The organism is Thauera sp., from assembly GCF_034003485.1.
Taxonomy (GTDB): domain Bacteria; phylum Pseudomonadota; class Gammaproteobacteria; order Burkholderiales; family Rhodocyclaceae; genus Thauera.
Map to the genome: position 1 here is coordinate 1 of NZ_JAVEYL010000043.1, position 16187 is coordinate 16187.

The 16187-nt window shown below is 64.9% G+C and carries 17 protein-coding genes and 1 tRNA gene; 14 read left to right on the forward strand and 4 right to left on the reverse strand.

Features of this window, described 5'->3' with window-relative positions:
- Positions 1-365 precede the first annotated feature (365 nt).
- Positions 366-983 carry an SOS response-associated peptidase gene (locus tag RBT54_RS16585; RefSeq protein WP_320368154.1) on the reverse strand — a complete coding sequence of 206 codons (618 nt, stop codon included), beginning with the start codon at positions 981-983 and terminating at the stop codon, positions 366-368.
- Between the two features lie 204 nt (positions 984-1187).
- Between RBT54_RS16585 and RBT54_RS16590 the strand changes: the two genes are divergently transcribed.
- From RBT54_RS16590 to arfB, 7 genes are all read left to right on the forward strand, one after another.
- On the forward strand, positions 1188-2519 hold the full coding sequence (locus RBT54_RS16590; RefSeq protein ID WP_320368155.1) for a hypothetical protein: 1332 nt from the start codon (positions 1188-1190) through the stop codon (positions 2517-2519).
- Positions 2520-2547: 28 nt separating this feature from the next.
- Positions 2548-3051 carry a hypothetical protein gene (locus RBT54_RS16595; protein ID WP_320368156.1) on the forward strand — a complete coding sequence of 168 codons (504 nt, stop codon included), beginning with the start codon at positions 2548-2550 and terminating at the stop codon, positions 3049-3051.
- A 97-nt stretch (positions 3052-3148) separates the two neighbouring features.
- A complete protein-coding gene (locus RBT54_RS16600; RefSeq protein WP_320368157.1) occupies positions 3149-3439 on the forward strand; it encodes a hypothetical protein in 291 nt (96 codons plus the stop codon).
- A 1175-nt stretch (positions 3440-4614) separates the two neighbouring features.
- Entirely contained in the window at positions 4615-5550 is a 936-nt protein-coding gene (locus RBT54_RS16605; RefSeq protein WP_320368170.1) for a mechanosensitive ion channel family protein, read from the forward strand.
- A gap of 133 nt (positions 5551-5683) precedes the next feature.
- Positions 5684-5962, forward strand: a complete 279-nt coding sequence (locus tag RBT54_RS16610) for a VF530 family protein (RefSeq protein ID WP_320368158.1) — start codon at positions 5684-5686, stop codon at positions 5960-5962.
- Entirely contained in the window at positions 5959-6819 is an 861-nt protein-coding gene (locus RBT54_RS16615; protein WP_320368159.1) for a PA4780 family RIO1-like protein kinase, read from the forward strand. The genes RBT54_RS16610 and RBT54_RS16615 overlap by 4 nt, the downstream gene beginning before the upstream one ends.
- Before the next feature lie 18 nt (positions 6820-6837).
- Positions 6838-7242, forward strand: coding sequence for an alternative ribosome rescue aminoacyl-tRNA hydrolase ArfB (gene arfB, locus RBT54_RS16620; RefSeq protein WP_320368160.1), 405 nt, complete (start codon positions 6838-6840; stop codon positions 7240-7242).
- Here the strand turns inward: arfB and RBT54_RS16625 are convergent.
- Positions 7239-9140 carry a diguanylate cyclase gene (locus tag RBT54_RS16625; RefSeq protein ID WP_320368161.1) on the reverse strand — a complete coding sequence of 634 codons (1902 nt, stop codon included), beginning with the start codon at positions 9138-9140 and terminating at the stop codon, positions 7239-7241. The genes arfB and RBT54_RS16625 overlap by 4 nt on opposite strands.
- A 204-nt stretch (positions 9141-9344) precedes the next feature.
- Here RBT54_RS16625 and RBT54_RS16630 point away from each other — a divergent pair, with 204 nt between their 5' ends.
- Both RBT54_RS16630 and RBT54_RS16635 read left to right on the forward strand, forming a co-directional pair.
- Positions 9345-10994, forward strand: coding sequence for a tetrathionate reductase family octaheme c-type cytochrome (locus RBT54_RS16630; protein ID WP_320368162.1), 1650 nt, complete (start codon positions 9345-9347; stop codon positions 10992-10994).
- A 1-nt stretch (position 10995) separates the two neighbouring features.
- A complete protein-coding gene (locus tag RBT54_RS16635; RefSeq protein ID WP_320368163.1) occupies positions 10996-11643 on the forward strand; it encodes a cytochrome b/b6 domain-containing protein in 648 nt (215 codons plus the stop codon).
- A 36-nt stretch (positions 11644-11679) separates the two neighbouring features.
- On the opposite strand, the gene RBT54_RS16640 is transcribed toward RBT54_RS16635, so the two are convergent.
- Positions 11680-12012, reverse strand: coding sequence for a hypothetical protein (locus tag RBT54_RS16640; RefSeq protein ID WP_320368164.1), 333 nt, complete (start codon positions 12010-12012; stop codon positions 11680-11682).
- A gap of 248 nt (positions 12013-12260) precedes the next feature.
- Between RBT54_RS16640 and RBT54_RS16645 the strand changes: the two genes are divergently transcribed.
- Positions 12261-12719 (forward strand): ProQ/FinO family protein, encoded by a 459-nt coding sequence (locus RBT54_RS16645; RefSeq protein WP_320368165.1) that lies wholly within the window; start codon positions 12261-12263, stop codon positions 12717-12719.
- A gap of 12 nt (positions 12720-12731) precedes the next feature.
- On the opposite strand, the gene RBT54_RS16650 is transcribed toward RBT54_RS16645, so the two are convergent.
- Positions 12732-12890: a hypothetical protein gene (locus tag RBT54_RS16650; protein WP_320368166.1), complete on the reverse strand. Its 159-nt coding sequence runs from the start codon at positions 12888-12890 to the stop codon at positions 12732-12734.
- A 109-nt stretch (positions 12891-12999) separates the two neighbouring features.
- Here RBT54_RS16650 and RBT54_RS16655 point away from each other — a divergent pair.
- The 4 genes from RBT54_RS16655 (at position 13000) to RBT54_RS16670 (ending at position 16053) form a co-directional block, all read left to right on the forward strand.
- A tRNA-Thr gene (locus RBT54_RS16655) sits at positions 13000-13075 on the forward strand.
- Positions 13076-13610: 535 nt separating this feature from the next.
- The gene (locus RBT54_RS16660) at positions 13611-13838 is read left to right on the forward strand and encodes a helix-turn-helix domain-containing protein (RefSeq protein WP_320368167.1); all 228 of its coding nucleotides are present in this window, start codon (positions 13611-13613) and stop codon (positions 13836-13838) included.
- Between the two features lie 251 nt (positions 13839-14089).
- Positions 14090-14611 (forward strand): hypothetical protein, encoded by a 522-nt coding sequence (locus tag RBT54_RS16665; protein WP_320368168.1) that lies wholly within the window; start codon positions 14090-14092, stop codon positions 14609-14611.
- 83 nt (positions 14612-14694) lie between these two features.
- Positions 14695-16053 (forward strand): IS1182 family transposase, encoded by a 1359-nt coding sequence (locus RBT54_RS16670; RefSeq protein ID WP_320368169.1) that lies wholly within the window; start codon positions 14695-14697, stop codon positions 16051-16053.
- Positions 16054-16187: the final 134 nt, after the last annotated feature.

Below are 16187 nucleotides of genomic sequence, written 5' to 3' on the forward strand. Positions count from 1 at the left end.
TTCTGGCTGTCGCGGACGGCTGGAAGAGGCGTCCGTAGGTCGCTTTTCGGGCTGTTTGTGGTCGTGAGTTCGGTAGTTCTTGGCCACTTTATGCTTGATTTCGTGCCAGGAAATGCTTAACGGCACACTGGCCTTTTTCGTAGCTGCCCGAAACCCCAGTGTTGGCGCGGGTTTCGCGTTTCGTGCGAAAAGGGCGCCCCCTCCCGGCGCCCTCGTTTTCGAGGGTTTTTCGCCCTCTGTGCTCTCCGTTCTCTGTTTCTGCGAAAGCCGGCTTTCGCACGTGACCTATACAAATCAATGGGTTGCGTGGGGCGGTTTGACCCGACACCTGGCAGGCGAAGGCGACAGATCGGCGGCTGAGCAGATCAGCGCGGTGCAGGCTCGGCTACGAAGGCGCCCGAGTCGAAACCCCGGAAAAATGTGCGCGCCGTGCTTTCCGACTTGGCACGCAGCCAGTCTCCCCAGGCGTCGTCGGGCAGGATCACCACCGAGCGCTTCTCGTCGCCCGGCTTGTGGAATCGCTGCATGAGGGGATGGCCATCGGCGTTGATCGTCAGCATGGTCATCGACCAGTGCAGATCCCCGGCCTCGTCCTCCTTGCGCTCCCACAGCCCGGCGATCCCCATCGGCTTGCCGTCGGCGCGTCGGATCGCCCAGCGCACCGATTTTCCGGTCTCGTAGCAGGGCTCGAAGAGCACCTCGGCCGGGATGATGCAAAGCTGGCCGCGCTGCCAGGCGTGGCGAAAGGAGGGCGTCTCGCCGAGCGTCTCCGAGCGTGCGTTGTAGGTCGAGCAGATGATCTTCAGGTCGTGCGCCCAGGCCGGGACGAGCCCGAAGACGGCGGGCACCCACTGTCGGGGTGCGAAGTTCGTCACGACCGGCACGACCGAGCCGGGATAGGCCTCGCCGTAGCCGAAGTCCGGTGGCGGCAGCGCCAGCGCGGCGAGCGCTTCACGCGAGGCGGGGCGGTAGTTGGCACACATGGGGGGCGGTGCGAGTCTCCGGGCGGCCATTATCCCCGATGCGGGGGGCGGGGATGCAGCGGCGTCAGGCCTCGCGGTTCGCTGCGTTCGTCCCGCAAGTGGTCGATGCCGCGCTGTGTCGCCATCGGCATCTGGTGGAAAATGGATTCTCGCAAGCAAAGCCCCCGCGGACCAACAACACCCTTCGCTCCCTTGCATCCTGAATTGCCCACCACCTCTTCCCGCCGCCGCACGCTGGCGGCCGTGCTGCTGTTTGCGATGACGGTGCTCGCCGCGCTGGCGGGCACCGGGCATGGGCCGCCAGTCTGGATCGCCGGGCTGGCAGCCTGGGGCGCGGCCGCGCTGTTGTGGCCGCAGCTCGCGCGCGCGCAGAAGCGCCAGGCGCTGCTGCTGGCCGGTGTGGGCGTGGTGGCGTTTGGCGTCGCACTCGGGCGCGGGGGCAGCCCGAGCCTGCTGGGCTTGCTGACGCAAAACACCGCGCTGCTGGGCATGCTGGCGGCGGTCAGCTTCCTGCGCCTGCTGCGCACGCCCGAAGCCGGCAGCGAAGGCTTGCCCAAGGGCCGCGGCGCGCTGTGGCGCACCTTGGGCGCGGTGCACGTGCTGGGCGCGGTGATCAACCTGTCGGCGGTCTTCATCATGGCCGACCGCATCGGTCCGGACGGCAAGCCGCGCCAGGACCAGGCGGCGGTGCTGGTGCGCGCCTTTCTCGCCGCGGCCCTGTGGTCGCCCTTCTTTGCCGCCACCGCGGTGGCACTGACTTATGCGCCCGGCGCGAGCCCGCTCGGCCTGGCCGCATCCGGCATGGCGCTGGCAGTGGTGCTGCTGTGGCTCGCCGGGCGGGACACCGAGCGCACCAGTGGCAACCGGGCGGCCGACTTCATCGGCTATCCGATGCAGGCCTCGGCGCTGAAGGTGCCCGCGGTGCTGGCGGCGCTGGTGGTGTCCGGACAATGGGTGGTGCCCGAATGGGCGGCGCTGGCGGTCATCAGCCTGGCCGCGCTCGCGGTGGTGTGCGTCGCGGTGCTGGTCCAGCAGGGGCCGCGGGCGGGCGGCCGTGCGCTGTATGACCATGTGCGCGACCGCCTGCCGGGCATGTCGGGCGAGCTGGTGCTGTTCCTGTCGGCGGCGGTATTCGCCAGCGGGCTGCGTGCGCTGATGGACAGCGGCGGGCTGTGGCTGCCTTTTTCCGCCTTCGGCGTGACCGAGGCGGCGCTGGTGCTGGCGGCGATGATCCTGCTCGCCGCGCTCGGCATCCACGCGGTGATCACCATCGCCATGGCTTCGGCCTGGCTGGCGCCGCTGCAGCCGGAGCCGACGCTGCTCGCGCTGGTGTTCGTGCAGTCGTGGGCGATCGGCCTCGCCGCCGGGCCGATGTCGGGCATCCACCTCGCGCTGCAGGGCCGCTACGGCCTGTCGGCCGCGCGGCTCGCGCGCGCTAACGTGCGCTACTGCCTGCAGGCCTATGCGGCCGCGGTGGTATGGCTGGCGGTGATCGGCAGTGTGCTGGGCGTGCCGCTGTTGCCGGCCTGGGGCTGACCAACACTCGATGAGGGATCTGTCGGACATGGCAACAAAGAAGGGCAAGCCAGGCTGGCGCGACGTAAAGGGCGCGCTGGTCGACTTCGATCGGGCCGGACTGCTCGCCTTGGTCCAGGACATGTATGCCGCCAGCAAGGACAATCAGGTCTTCCTGCACGCCCGCCTCGGGCTCGGTGCGGATGCGCTCGAGCCCTACAGGGTGGTGATCGAGCGCTGGCTTTGCCCCGATGTGTACAAGAATCAGGACTACTCGGTCGCGAAGGCCAAGAAGCCGATCGCCGACTACAAGAAGGCGATCGGTCTGCCGGTGGGGCTCGCGGAGCTGATGGTCTTCTATTGCGAACAGGCGACCGGTTTCAGCGCCGAGTTCGGATTGGACGACGATGCGTACTACGGCGCGCTGGTGCGGATGTTCGAGCAGGCGCTGACGATGGTTGCGGGGCTTGCCCGAGCCGCAGCGCGCGACCTTTCTCGAGCGGCTGGATGTCGTCCGCGTGATGGGGCAGAACGTGGGCTGGGGCGTTGGTGAGGAGTTCGACGTGCTGTGGCGATGCGCCGGCCTCGAGACCGACGGATCGTGAGAATCCGCTCAGCCTCCGGCTTGCGCGGCCAGGGCGTCATCCGCCATGGCTGATCACGAAATTCCGCCCGAACTGGCGGCCCTGGCCCGAAGGATTCAGTCCCTTCGCGAGGAGGCGCGCGCGCTCGGTCTCTTCTCCGAGGATCGCGGGCTGCTGAACTGTCCGGCCTGCGGCTTGCAGGAAGACATCACGATCGAGGGGCGTCTGATCACTTGCGATTGCAATGAAGCTGCAGGCGATGACCTCGGCTTGCGCTTTGTCGAGTCCCCTTTCGGGACATTCGTCTGCCCGCGTTGCGGCACCCTTGCTCGCAGAGAGGATGATCCGGACGAGTAGCGTCACTTGCGCTGGTCCGGCTGAACGTGGCGCCCAACGGTGCCCACATCCGGCGGGCGTGCCATCTCTGGCAGTAGCTGACGGAACGAGAACTTCCGGCAGCGGCCTTGCCGACGGGAGTTTATGTCGATCTGTTCCCTGCCGACGACTACGTCACCGCGGAGCAGGCCCCCCACTTCTGCGAGGCGGCGAGAACAGCATTTCCATCTGCCTGCCGACGCGCTCGACCGTGCTGAGGTGTGGTGCGGGAGTCGTTTGGGCTTATCGCCGAGGATGGTTCCAAGGAAAAGTCGGGTTTCGTGTTTTTCGACTCCAGCGCCATAAAAGCTGCTTGCTGTGAGGGAAATTCGAGTGTTGTGATGATTTTTCGGGTTGGGCGGGTGAGGCGGCCGCCTTAAAAGCGTCACCGCCCATCGGCTGAATTTTCCCCCAATGCCGTCCACCGCAGCCACTGACCACATGCCGAGCGCACACCACGCAAGCTCCGATGCCACGGCCCTTCGATGCACATGCCCCGCACCGCGGCCGAGGCGACCTCGACGGTGTCCGGCGCTTCGCCCGGCCGGCGCCGCCCGTGCCAGCGGTTGCAGCTGATGCAGCGCTTGTCGCTCACCGGTTGAACCAAGGCCATTGTGCTTTCCTGCTTCGTCACCCTGAATTTCCATGTGCGCCTGCGTCGCAGACGACAGCCGTCATTTTACGTGCCTGCGCCGCGCTACAGATCACGATGCCGAGCGAGGGCTCGGTTGGCGCCTGCTTCCACGCCGGCCAGGCGACGCAAGTACTTGAAATCACGAAAAAGCTCCCCATTTTGATACATTGGTGCGCGATGGCCGTGCCAATCCCCGTTTTCAGTTTCCACCCCAAGGAGTCCAAGCGCCGTGAGATTCGCCATGCGCATTGACCAGGCACATGCCTGGCCCCGGCCTCGATAGCCCCAAGCGGGCAATGATCGGCAGGCCGGGGCGAGTTGAAAGTGTCCTTTCTCTCATCTCTCATCTTGCAGGTCATGCCATGGATCGCGCCTTGTTGCCGCTCGCCTGTCCGCGATGCGGCGAAAAATTTGATTGTGCCGCCGGTCGCCGAAGCGCTCCGGGCGGGCTGATGCAGCGTTGGTTCAGTCACGCGCAGCCCGCGTGCCCGCGCCGTGCGCCTGGGCGCGCAAAGGGGGCGCAATGAAGCCGTCTGATTCGGTCGCGCCGATTGCGTCCTGGCTGCGGGCTGCTGCCCGCTTCACGCTGCTGGTGCTCGTTGCCGTCTTTGCGGAGCCGGTGTTCGGGCTGTTGCCGCCCGACCACGCAGCGCAAGGCTGGCTTGAGCCTGCGCGCAACGCCGCCATGGCGCTGGCGGTGCTGGCCGGGGCGCAGCTCCTGCTCGTGCTGGTCACGAACCGGCTATCGCAGCGCCGCAAGGGCCAGAGGCCGGTGCCGAAGGTGCTCCTGGACCTGCTGCGGGTGCTGCTTTTTGCGCTCGCGGCCCTGGTCGCGCTGTCCTTGTTCTTTCGCCAGGACCTGTCGGGCATCCTGACCGGATCGGGCCTGGTGCTGGCGGTGCTGGGATTCGCCATCCGCAACGTGGTGGCGGACACGCTGTCGGGCATCGCGCTCGGCATCGAGGCACCGTTTCGCATCGGCGACTGGGTGCGGATCGAAACGCTGGCCCAGGGGCGCGTGCAGGAGATCGGCTGGCGCACGACCCGTCTCGTCACCGGGGACAGCACCTACGTGATCCTGCCCAACAGCCAGATCTCGCGGCAGCGGATTACCAACTTCAGCGCGCCGCGCAAGGAGTATCGCGACCATGCCGAGCTGACCTTGCCGGTCGGTCTGGCGGTGGCCGAGGCCAAGGCGCTGATCCGCCAGGCGCTGTCCGGGGCCGAGAGCATCGTCGAAGACCGGCCGCCGGAGGTGCAGGTGGTGCATTACGGGCTTCATGGAATCAGCTATCGGGTTAAGTACGGGGTGCCCCAGCACGACCGCGAGCCCGTGTGCCGCAACGAGGTCTTCAGTCTGATCGACGCTGCGCTGCGAGCGCACGGCATTGCGCTCGCGCACCCGCAGGTGGCGCCCCTCTGCCAGATGCAGGAGAAGAGGCGGGAAGAGATGGGCTAGGCGGTGGGGGCAGCCACCCGGGAACGAGGCCGACGCGAGGCCGGATTGACAACGCGCGCCAGCCCGGAGTACTAGTCACTCCCCTTGCAGCAAGCGATACGCACAACCGTCAGACCGGACGCGAGAAAACCCGATGACCGCAGCACAACCCAACAACCCCTTGCACGGCCTCACCCTCGAGCGGATCGTGACCGACCTGGTCGCCCGCTTCGGCTGGGCGGGGCTGGGGCGGCGGATCGACATTCGCTGCTTCAACCACGAACCGAGCATCGCCTCGAGCCTGAAATTCCTGCGTCGTACGCCGTGGGCGCGCGAGCAGGTGGAGGCGCTGTATCTCGACTCCCTGCCTGCGGCCTTCCGGCCGGGCGCGGCAACCGACCCCAACACCCCCCGGAGTACCCCCAACACGTGAAGACCCCGAGCAGAATCGAACCGCTGGTGGCCGACGGTCTCGTCGACCGCGTCCTGCGCCAGCTCATGAGCGGCAAGGAGGCCATGGTCTATGTCGTGCAGTGCGGCGACGAGTTGCGCTGCGCCAAGGTGTACAAGGAGGCCAACAAGCGCGGGTTCCACAAGGCGACCGACTACACCGAGGGGCGCAAGATCAAGAACAGCCGCCAGGCGCGCGCGATGGCCAAGGGCTCGCGCTACGGCCGCCAGGAGCAGGAGGCCGCCTGGCAGCACGCCGAGGTCGACGCGCTGCGGCGGCTCGCTGCGGCCGGCGTGCGCGTGCCGACACCGTACGACTTTCACGAGGGCGTGCTGTTGATGGAGCTGGTCACCGACGAGGACGGCGAGCCGGCGCCGCGACTCAACGATGTCGTGCTCGGTGAGGAAGATGCGCGGCGTTTTCACGCCGATCTCGTGCGCCAGGTGGTCCGCATGTTGTGCGCCGGCATCGTCCACGGGGACTTGTCGGAATACAACGTACTGGTCGATGGCAACGGGCCGGTGATCATCGACCTGCCCCAGGCAGTCGATGCCGCAGCCAACAACAACGCCCGCGCCATGCTCGAGCGCGATGTCGACAATCTTGCAGCCTACTTCGGCCAGTTCGCCCCGGAACTGCTCGACAAGGCTTACGGCAAGGAGATCTGGGCGCTTTACGAATCCGGCAAGCTGCAGCCCGAGAGTGTGCTCACCGGAGTCTTCGAGGTGGAAGCCGGACCTGCCGATGTCGGCGAGGTGATGCAGGTCATCGAGGCGGCGCGCCAGGAAGAGGACGCGCGCCAGGCGGGCAGGGCAGCAGCGGCCGGCGGCGAGGCCTGAGCAGCGGGGCGGCCTTCGATGCGAACCCACCTGAACGTCTCCCCCGACGAAGTCGAGTTCACCGCGATCCGCGCCCAGGGTGCGGGCGGCCAGAACGTGAACAAGGTCTCGAACGCGGTACATCTGCGCTTCGACATCGGCACTTCGTCGCTGCCTGAGGACGTGAGGGCGCGGCTGCTGCAGCTTGGTGACCAGCGCATCAGCAAGGAAGGCGTGGTGATCATCAAGGCGCAGAAATTCCGCAGCCTGGAGAAGAACCGGGCTGATGCGCTGCGCCGGCTGGAAGAACTCGTCAACAGCGTCGCGGCGCCGCCAAAGGCCCGCCGCGCCACGCGGCCAACGCGTGCATCGGTCACCCGGCGCCTGGACGGCAAGGCGCGGCGGGCATCGGTGAAGGCGGGGCGGGGCAAGTTGGGCGACTAGGGTTTCGCGGGCATGTGGGCCGGGTGGCTCGAGGCTCGCGCGGTGGAGGCGTTCGCCACGGGCAGGGGCGCGATCATGACGCGATTGCGCCCGGCGTGCTTGGCCTGGTACATCGCGGCGTCGGCGCGTTTGAGGGCGCTCTCCATGCCTTCGCCGGCGCCGAGTGGCGTGACGCCCGCGCTGAAGGTGATCACCACCTTCTGCTGGTCGGCCATGAAGAACTCGCGTGTGAGTTCGCGCTGCAGGCGCACGAGGGCTTGCTGGGCGTCGTTCTCGGCGGTTTCGGGCAGCAGGATGACGAACTCTTCCCCACCGAGGCGCGCCAGCACGTCCTGCGGGCGCAGGTGTCGGCGCACGACGCGGGCCAGATGGACGAGCGCATCGTCGCCGACTTTGTGGCCGAGGCTGTCGTTGAGCCTCTTGAAGTGGTCGATGTCGAGCAGGGCGACCGCGAGCCGGCTGCCGCGGCGCTGGGCGCGTGCGGCTTCGGTCTGGAACATTTCTTCCAGCCCGCGGCGGTTGAGCGCGTCAGTGAGCTGGTCGTGGCGCATCAGGCGGCTGGTCTCCTCGAGCTCGGCCTGCAGGGTGGCGATGCGCTGCTCGGCCTCGCTGGCCTGCTTGCGCGCGGTGAGCAGTTCGTCGCGCGAGCGGCGGGCTTCTTCCTGGATGCTGCGCGTTTCAGTCATCACCTCGTCGAGCAGGGGGCCGATCTCGGCAATGTCGCTGGCCTGTGCGATGCGCTGTGCGCAGCTGCCGATGCGGTCGTGGTAAGTGCCCGTGCTCTCGGAGAAGCGCGCGAGCTGGTCGACGAAGCCGGCGAGCATGTCGCGCAGGTGGCGCTGGCTTTCGGCCAGGGTGTGCTTGAGCTGGCCCTGCTTGAAGATGAGCTCCTTTAGCCGGCGGCCTGCGTCGTCCAGTTTGCGCGGGTCGGGCTTGGTGTCGATGATCTCGCGCAGCATTTCGATCTGGCCGCTCAGCCACTGGTCGTCGAGTACGAGTTCGTCAATGTTGCGCAGGAGCAGGCGCAGAAGCTCGAGCAGACCGGCGTGCACTTCGGCGTCGTCTGCGGCGGCGAGCTCGACCTCGCGGGTGAAGGCGCGCAGGCGCTCGCCGAGCAGCTGGAACCGCTCGGGTTCGTCACGCTTCGCGAACTCCTCGGAGAACCTGAGTGCGGTTTCCTCTAGGCGGGGGTGTTCGGCGAGCAGCGCGGGGACGGTCTGGCGATAGCTCAGTTGCAGCAGGTCGCGCAGGGCGTCGCTGGTCTTCAGGTTTGGGGTGTCGTGGGGAGCAGGCTGTGTTGCAGCAGGCTGCGCCGGGATTGCTGCGCCCGTCTGGTTGGCGCTGGCGGGCTTCGTGCTGCGCTCGGCTACGGAGGTGGGCGTCTCACTTGCCGGGGGCTCGGCGGGGCGCGCGTCGTCGTCAGTGGCGGACTGGCTCCAGCCGCGCAACAGGCCCTGCAGGCGGGTGTAGAGCGTCGCGGGGTCGGCGGCGTTGAGCACGCGGTCGAGCGAGTCGCGCTTGCGTGCGGTGGTCCATCCTGTGTGGCGGGCTTCCCACTGGCGCAGCAGGGTGGCGATCAGTTCGTTCCAGGCGGGTTGTTCGGCGAGCTTGAGCCCGTCGAGGTAGTGCTCAAGTGCGGCCTCGGCAGCCTTGGGCTTGCCGTCGGCGAGTGCCTGCTCAAGCTGGCGCACGTGCCGCTGGCGTTCTGCATTGTCACGCGGCAGGCGGCGGGCGAGCTTGCGCACGAAGGCCTCGGGCAACTCGTTCTCATCACCGGGTGTGCCGGCAATTTCGTGGTAGAGCTTGCCGTAATTGTCGGGCGTGGGCGCAACTCGACGCATCGCGAGCTGGCGCAGTGTCTCGCGGGCGATCTCCGAGGGGTTGCTGAGCGTGGGCATGGAGAGGGTCTTTTCTACCGGTCCGTAGCAATCGTCAAGGCATTATAAGTGGGGGTGCGACCGGGGTGACCGTGCCCGCGGGCACGCGTGCCGGCGCGAATTCAATTTTTGTTTGATCTGACTCAAGTTAGACATTAATCAAAAACTGATATTCATGTCTTGGCTAGCATCTCGATACGAACAGGTGTTTTCGGGGGACGACAAATGGGCAAGCGAACATCCGGCTGGCGCAAGTGGCTCGGCGCCGCTTTGATCATGGCCGCGAGCTCCTTCACACTGGCAGCGACTGATGCGGCGGGTGGGGCGGACGGGATGCCGGTTGCTGCGGCGGGTGGCAAGGCCGCGACCACGGCCGATCACAGCAAGTTCAAGGAGCTGCAGGGGCCGTTCAAGACCGGTCCCGAAGTCACCAAGGCCTGCCTGGCGTGTCACAACGAGGCCGGGCATCAGGTCATGAAGAGCGTGCACTGGACCTGGGAGGCGATCAGTCCGACCACCGGCAAAAAGCTTGGCAAGCAGCACGCGGCCAACAACTTCTGCGGGTCCATCCTTTCCAACGAGACGCGGTGCACGAGCTGTCACGCCGGCTACGGCTGGACGGACAAGAACTACGATTTCACCAACCAGGAAAACGTCGACTGCCTGGCCTGCCACGACACGACGACGACCTACAAGAAAGTCCCTACCGACGCCGGCCACCCCTTGTATGCGCCGCGCGAGATGCCCAAGGGCAGCGGCAAGATCGTGCAGCCGCCCGATCTGACCAGGATCGCACAGGCGGTGGGCAAGCCGGGGCGCGAGAACTGCGGCGCCTGCCACTTCAACGGTGGCGGCGGAGACGCCGTAAAGCATGGCGACCTGGACACCTCGCTGATCAAGCCGTCGCGGGACCTCGACGTCCACATGTCGCCCGATGGCGAGAACATGAGCTGTGCAGACTGCCACACCTTCAACGCCCACCAGCCCTCGGGCAGCCGCTATGCGGCGATTGCGAAAGACACCAAGGGCGTGGACATGAAGCATGTCGACCACAACCGCGCAACCTGCGAGTCGTGCCACGACGTCACGCCGCACAAGGATGAGCGCCTGAACAACCACGCCAACCGCGTGGCCTGTCAGACCTGCCACATCCCCGAGTTTGCGCGCGGTGGCATTGCCACCAAGACGCTGTGGGACTGGTCCACCGCCGGCAAGCGCGGGCCCGACGGCAAGCCGCTGTTCATCAAGGATGACCATGGCCACCTGAGCTACTCGGCCGAGAAGGGTGACTTCAAGTATGGCGAGAACGTGCGCCCGAGTTACAAGTGGTACAACGGCGTGGTCCACCAGATTGCGCTCACCGACAAGATCGACGACAGCAAGGTCCTCGAGTTGAATCGCGTCGAGGGCTCGGCGAGCGATCCGAACGCACGTATCTGGCCGTTCAAGGTCATGGTCGGCAAGCAGCCCTACGACCCGGTGAACAAGACGCTGGTGGTGAACCACGTCTACGGTCAGGACGACACCGCTTTCTGGGGCAACTTCGACTACACCAAGTCGATCAAGGCCGGCATGGATTACGCCGAGCTGCCCTACAGCGGCCAGTTCGACTTCATCGAGACGCGGATGAACTGGTTCATCACCCACATGGTGGCGCCGAAAGAAAAGACGGTCCGGTGTAACGAATGCCATACCCGAGCGGAAGACGGTCGCCTGGTCGAGATTACCGACATCTACCTGCCTGGCCGCGACCGCAGCGCGTTGCTCGACCGGCTCGGATTCGGCTTGGCCGGGCTGATGCTGGTGGGGGCGATCGGACACGGAAGCTTGCGATTCCTGAGTCGCAACAAGCGCAAGCACGACAAGGAGCACTGAGATGAGCGAGCGTATGTATCTCTTTACCCGGTTCGAGCGTTTCTGGCACTGGATGCAGGCGGCCCTGATCATCGTGCTGCTGGTCACAGGGTTCGCGATCCACGGAAGTCATGGACTGATCCCGTTCGGCAAGGCGGTTCAGATCCATGAGGTTGCGGCGTGGTTGCTGATTGGGCTCTGGACCTTTGCGATCTTCTGGCACTTCACGACTGGCGCCTGGAAGCACTACATTCCGACCGCGCAGAACATCGACCGGATGGTGCGGTATTACGCTTACGGGATCTTCGTCGGCGCGCCGCACCCGTACAAGGTTACGCTCGAGCGCAAGCACAACCCGCTCCAGCGCCTGGCCTATCTGGGTGTGAAGCTGGTGATCAATCCAATCATCTGGATCTCCGGGCTGCTCTACCTCTTCTGGGCTGACCTCGCCGGCAAGGTTCCGGCCGGGCTAGGATTGGAGCAGGTCGCCACCGTGCACACGCTCGGCGCCTTTCTGATGCTGGCTTTCCTGATCATCCACATGTACCTCGCAACGGCTGGCCACACCGTGTTTGCTCACATCAAGGCGATGATCACCGGGTGGGAGGACGCGCATGACGAAGGCCCCGCCAACGCCGGTGCAACCCGCCAGCAGGGGTCACGATCCTGATCAGGACCGCCCGCATTCGGACGCCCCGCGGCCGGTTCAGCGCGGGGCGTCTTCGTCTGGAAGCTCGTAACGGTCGGCGACGTAGGCTGGCCCCTTCATCACGAACACGATGAAGCAGTAAATGGCGACGGTCGCCACTATCGTCCAGTGCAGCAGCACGGCGGCGATCACCCAGATGTCGATCATCTGCAGGGCGCGCGCCGTCTCGTGGCTCGAGTCGCCCCACCAGAAAAGGCGCACGAGCAGGGAAACCGCCACGCAGGCAGCTGTTCCAGCGAGCGCGATGACGGGCAATCGGGCAAGCACCTTGCGTTCCAGTCCTGCAGGCTCGGTGCGCGAGCCGGGGAGTCGTCTCCAGCGCTTTTCCATCTTGTGCTCCGTTATGGTTTTAGGGAGAAGCGGGCCGCGGGTCGCGCGGCGGTTGCCGGAACATCCCTGTATCGGGACAAAAAGCGCAAACCGACCCGCGGCGGGGTCGACCCGGCGTTAGAATAGTGCCCAGTTCAAGGCGTGCGGCGGAAATGACCGCGCAGAACTGATTTCGGCCGAGAGGCTTTCGAGATTTTTACCGTCCGCCTGACATTGACTTCCGTTCCCGTACCAGAGTTCTCCTCTACATGACCCCTGACCAAGCCGAGACCAGTGCCGAGGCCCCCGTTCCCGTGGAGCCGCAGGATGCGGCTACGCCCTCGCGCGTCGAGCCCCGCGCAATGCTCAAGCGTCTCCAGTCGGAATCGCCGGCCTTTCGTGATTGCAAACCATTGGCGCTGAAGATCGACACCAGCATCCTGGCGCGTTTTGCAGATTTCGATCGAAAGAACCTGCGTATTGCGCTGCGCACGCATACCGCGTCGACGAAGTACCTGAAAGCGGTAGAGCGTGGCACCGAGCGCTATGACCTGGATGGCAATCCGGCTGGCGAGGTGACACAAGAGCAGCGCGAGCACGCCTCGACCCTGTTGAAGGAGCGTTTTGCCGCCGTTGCCAAGCAGCAGCGGGAAAAGCGCGAGGCAGAGGAAGCTGAGCGCAGGCGCGATGAAAAGCTCAAGCAGTTGATGAGCAAGTTCGGCCGCTGAACGGCGCCCGCATTAGCGCAGGTCGTGCCTGACCGAGTCGGCCCGAAGCATCCAGAGGCCGGCCCCTGCTGCGACCGCCACGGCGAGGCCTCCGCCGATGTGTCCGGTGCCGATCATCAGCCCTGCCAGCAGGCCGAGCGCCATTAGGCTTGTCGTTGTTGCGGATTCCATGGTGCTCCTCCCGTTGAATCGTTTAAACAACTGTATATATAAACAGTTATCGGCGCAAGCCATCGGATACCGCTGCACGCGCAGGCTTGCGCTATAATCCGTGTCCGTTGCCGGCATAGCTCAGTTGGTAGAGCAGCTGATTTGTAATCAGAAGGTCGTGGGTTCGATTCCTATTGCCGGCACCAATGAAATCAAGGGGTTGCAGCGATGCAGCCCCTTTCTATTTTCAGGTGGGCTAACGCCGGGCTAACAGCAAAGTCGCGAGCAGGAGTGGGTCTGCCGTCGTCGCAGACGCTGCCGGCGGGCTTGTCGCCGATGGTCAATGAGGAGCAGGCGGGACGTGCTCGCGGTTCGTTGGTCGCACCATTTATGTCTGCCTCAGATCCTGTCGTCGGAGGTGACAATCGTGAGGCTGCCATGAGCGCAGTCATCATCGAGTGCCCGGTTTGCGATGAGGTGCGAGGCTGCTGAGCCGCTCGCGCTCGTTTCTTATTCGGGCTGCGGTGCAGTTACGGCGTGCATCGTCGACAGGGATCTGTCTGGCTCGGCGGCGTCAGGGCAACTTAGAGGTCGCAAACAAGAACCTACGCTCTACGGGCAGAGTACAGGTTCTGCCGATAAACCATCCGCGATACCGGCTAACGGGCTTATCCGCCTTGTTTTGTTTGAGTATTGTTCGAGTCCATACGGCACGCATGCCGGATTTCATGGATATGAACTATGCCTCACCAACACCCGCATAATTTGAGCGTGGGCAGCGTGGACTTGCTTGATGAAAAGGCCGCTGCTGCATTTCTGGATCTTAGCCCTGGAACCCTGTCGGTCTGGCGCTCGACTGGACGCTACCGGCTTCCCTTCGTGAAAATCGGCCGCAAGGTTCGTTATCGCCGAGCTGACCTTCACGCATGGCTTTCCGCTCGGGTCCGTGAGTCGGGTGCAACCTCTTGATCGGCGCCCCAGGGAGACCTCATTCCACCTTCCTCTGTATTGACCTCGCGGATTGCGAAGTAATGTGAGTTTGCGGTCATCCGTCACAGGCCGGACGCTTGGGGCAAGGATAAGATCACGCGGATTCTGATCTTGGTCGGCGACACGCTTCGTGTGCGCAGCCCATTTCACGACCGATCTTAAACCGATTGCTTCCACTTCTTGCCGACCACGACATGACTCTTCTTGGCGCTAGGGATCACTTTTTCAATATGAGCAAGGCGTTCGTCGCTCGCGAGTCGGCGCGGATGGCCGAGGTGGTCAAGGGATTGCTTCATGAGCATTATCCCAATCACCCGCTTGAACTGCAGGCCGGCGACGAAGCTGGCCCTCAATCGGAAAGTGAGCGTCCGGGGCCTCCGATGCTGCGCCTGATCTACCATTCGCTGACATCTGAAGATCTGCAGCTTCGCGATGACGGTCTCGACTTTGACCGGCTGCAGAGCCTCTATCAGCTCAGCATCATCGCGCACATGATGACCTTGAAAGAGGCGCGTGATGAAGCGTCGGCCTCGGAGTTGCTCAGTCGCCAGGGTAAGAAGGCGGCTGACGCGCGGCACGCTGAGAACCGCGAGATTGCGCAGGAGATCAAGGACTGGTACAGCGCGAATCACCACCGGTACAAGAGCATGGATGCAGCGGCTGCGGCGGTCACCAAGCTCCAACCGGTTGTCTTTAGCACGGCGCGAAAGCACATCGGGACAGCAGCGAAAGAACTCGGGCTGCGCAAGTGATACTACGCGCGATCGGAAATCAGCCTAGCAGCCTGTCGGACTACCCCCTGTAAAATGCCGCATCGCCCCCGGATCCTGAGAGCATGAGCCGCTTCCGCCCGATCGACCGCCAAACGGACTACCTGCTGCCGCCCTCGGTACAGGAGTGGCTGCCCGAAACGCACCTGGCGCGCTATGTGGTCGACGTGGTCGAGGCACTGGACCTGTCGGCGCTGGAGCGGGCGTATGCGGGGCGTGGGAGCGATGCGTACCACCCGGCGATGCTGCTGTCGCTGCTGATCTACGGCTACGCGACGGGGACGCATTCGAGCCGCCGGATCGAGCGGGCGACTTACGATTCGCTGGCGTTTAGGTTCATCGCCTGCAACCAGCACCCGGACCACGACACCCTGGCGAGTTTCCGGCGCCGCTTCGGCGAACAGTTCGCCGAGCTCTTCGTGCAAGTGCTGCAGGTCGCACGCGAGAACCAGCTCTCGCGCTTTGGCACGGTCAGCCTGGACGGCACCAAGCTGCACGCCAACGCCTCCCGGCACAGTGCGCTGTCTTACGGGCACGCGCAGAAGATCGAAGCGCAGCTCAAAGCCGAGGTGCAGGAGATGCTCAAGCTGGCCGAGGCTGCCGACCAAGGCAATGTGCCTGAGGGGGTGGATTTACCGGCGGAGATCAAGCGCCGCGAAGACCGTCTGGCGGCCATCGCGACGGCCAAAGCCAAGATCGAAGCCCGCGCGAAGGAACGTTTCGAGCGCGAGCAAGCCGAGTACGAGGCGAAGATGGCCCAGCGCCAGGCCAAGCAGGCGAGCACGGGCAAGAAGCCCGGTGGCAAGCCCCCCAAGCGCCCGCAGACGGGGCCACAGGCCGAGGATCAGATCAATCTGACCGATGAAGACTCGCGCATCATGAAGGTGGCGGGCGGTGGTTTCGAGCAGTGCTACAACGCGCAAGCCGTGGTCGATACCGAATCGATGCTGGTGGTGGCGCCCCACATCACCACCGCCGGTAACGACAAGGAGCAGGTCGCGCCGATGCTCGAGTGCATCCAGGCACTGCCCGATGGACTCAATCAACCCACGCGGCTGCTGGCCGACACCGGCTTTTACAGCGAACGCAACGTCCAGCACTGCCACGACGCCGGGGTCGAGCCGCTGATCGCCGTGGGGCGCGATGCGCATCATCTGGATTGGCGCAGCCGCTTCGAGGAGCCCGCACCGCTCGAGACGCCCACCTCCCACGTCGAGCAGATGAAGCACGCTCTCAAGACCCAGGCCGGTCGCGCCGCCTACGCGCTGCGCAAACAGACCGTCGAGCCGGTGTTCGGCATCATCAAGTCCGTGATGGGTTTCCGTCAGTTCCTGCTGCGCGGTGTTGGCAACGTGCGCAACGAATGGACGCTGGTCTGCCTCGCGTGGAACTTCAAGCGCATGGCCGCATTGCGTCTGCAGTGAGAAAAAACGACAGGAGCATGGCGATTTCACGCGAAAAAGGCGCTTTCGGCTCTGAAATGCCGATTATTTTTCACATCATGAAAACCCGCCTGCCGGTACGCCGTTCGCCGGCTTCAAGTCCGACAGGCTGCTAG

Coding starts and splice junctions, on each gene's coding strand:
- RBT54_RS16600 (WP_320368157.1), top strand. CDS start 3,149: ATGGCTGATCACGAAATTCCGCCCGAACTGGCGGCCCTGGCCCGAAGG.
- RBT54_RS16610 (WP_320368158.1), top strand. CDS start 5,684: ATGACCGCAGCACAACCCAACAACCCCTTGCACGGCCTCACCCTCGAG.
- RBT54_RS16625 (WP_320368161.1), bottom strand. CDS start 9,140: ATGCCCACGCTCAGCAACCCCTCGGAGATCGCCCGCGAGACACTGCGC.
- RBT54_RS16635 (WP_320368163.1), top strand. CDS start 10,996: ATGAGCGAGCGTATGTATCTCTTTACCCGGTTCGAGCGTTTCTGGCAC.
- RBT54_RS16630 (WP_320368162.1), top strand. CDS start 9,345: ATGGGCAAGCGAACATCCGGCTGGCGCAAGTGGCTCGGCGCCGCTTTG.
- RBT54_RS16645 (WP_320368165.1), top strand. CDS start 12,261: ATGACCCCTGACCAAGCCGAGACCAGTGCCGAGGCCCCCGTTCCCGTG.
- RBT54_RS16605 (WP_320368170.1), top strand. CDS start 4,615: ATGAAGCCGTCTGATTCGGTCGCGCCGATTGCGTCCTGGCTGCGGGCT.
- RBT54_RS16650 (WP_320368166.1), bottom strand. CDS start 12,890: ATGGAATCCGCAACAACGACAAGCCTAATGGCGCTCGGCCTGCTGGCA.
- RBT54_RS16670 (WP_320368169.1), top strand. CDS start 14,695: ATGAGCCGCTTCCGCCCGATCGACCGCCAAACGGACTACCTGCTGCCG.
- RBT54_RS16595 (WP_320368156.1), top strand. CDS start 2,548: ATGGCAACAAAGAAGGGCAAGCCAGGCTGGCGCGACGTAAAGGGCGCG.
- RBT54_RS16665 (WP_320368168.1), top strand. CDS start 14,090: ATGAGCAAGGCGTTCGTCGCTCGCGAGTCGGCGCGGATGGCCGAGGTG.
- RBT54_RS16585 (WP_320368154.1), bottom strand. CDS start 983: ATGTGTGCCAACTACCGCCCCGCCTCGCGTGAAGCGCTCGCCGCGCTG.
- arfB (WP_320368160.1), top strand. CDS start 6,838: ATGCGAACCCACCTGAACGTCTCCCCCGACGAAGTCGAGTTCACCGCG.
- RBT54_RS16640 (WP_320368164.1), bottom strand. CDS start 12,012: ATGGAAAAGCGCTGGAGACGACTCCCCGGCTCGCGCACCGAGCCTGCA.
- RBT54_RS16660 (WP_320368167.1), top strand. CDS start 13,611: ATGCCTCACCAACACCCGCATAATTTGAGCGTGGGCAGCGTGGACTTG.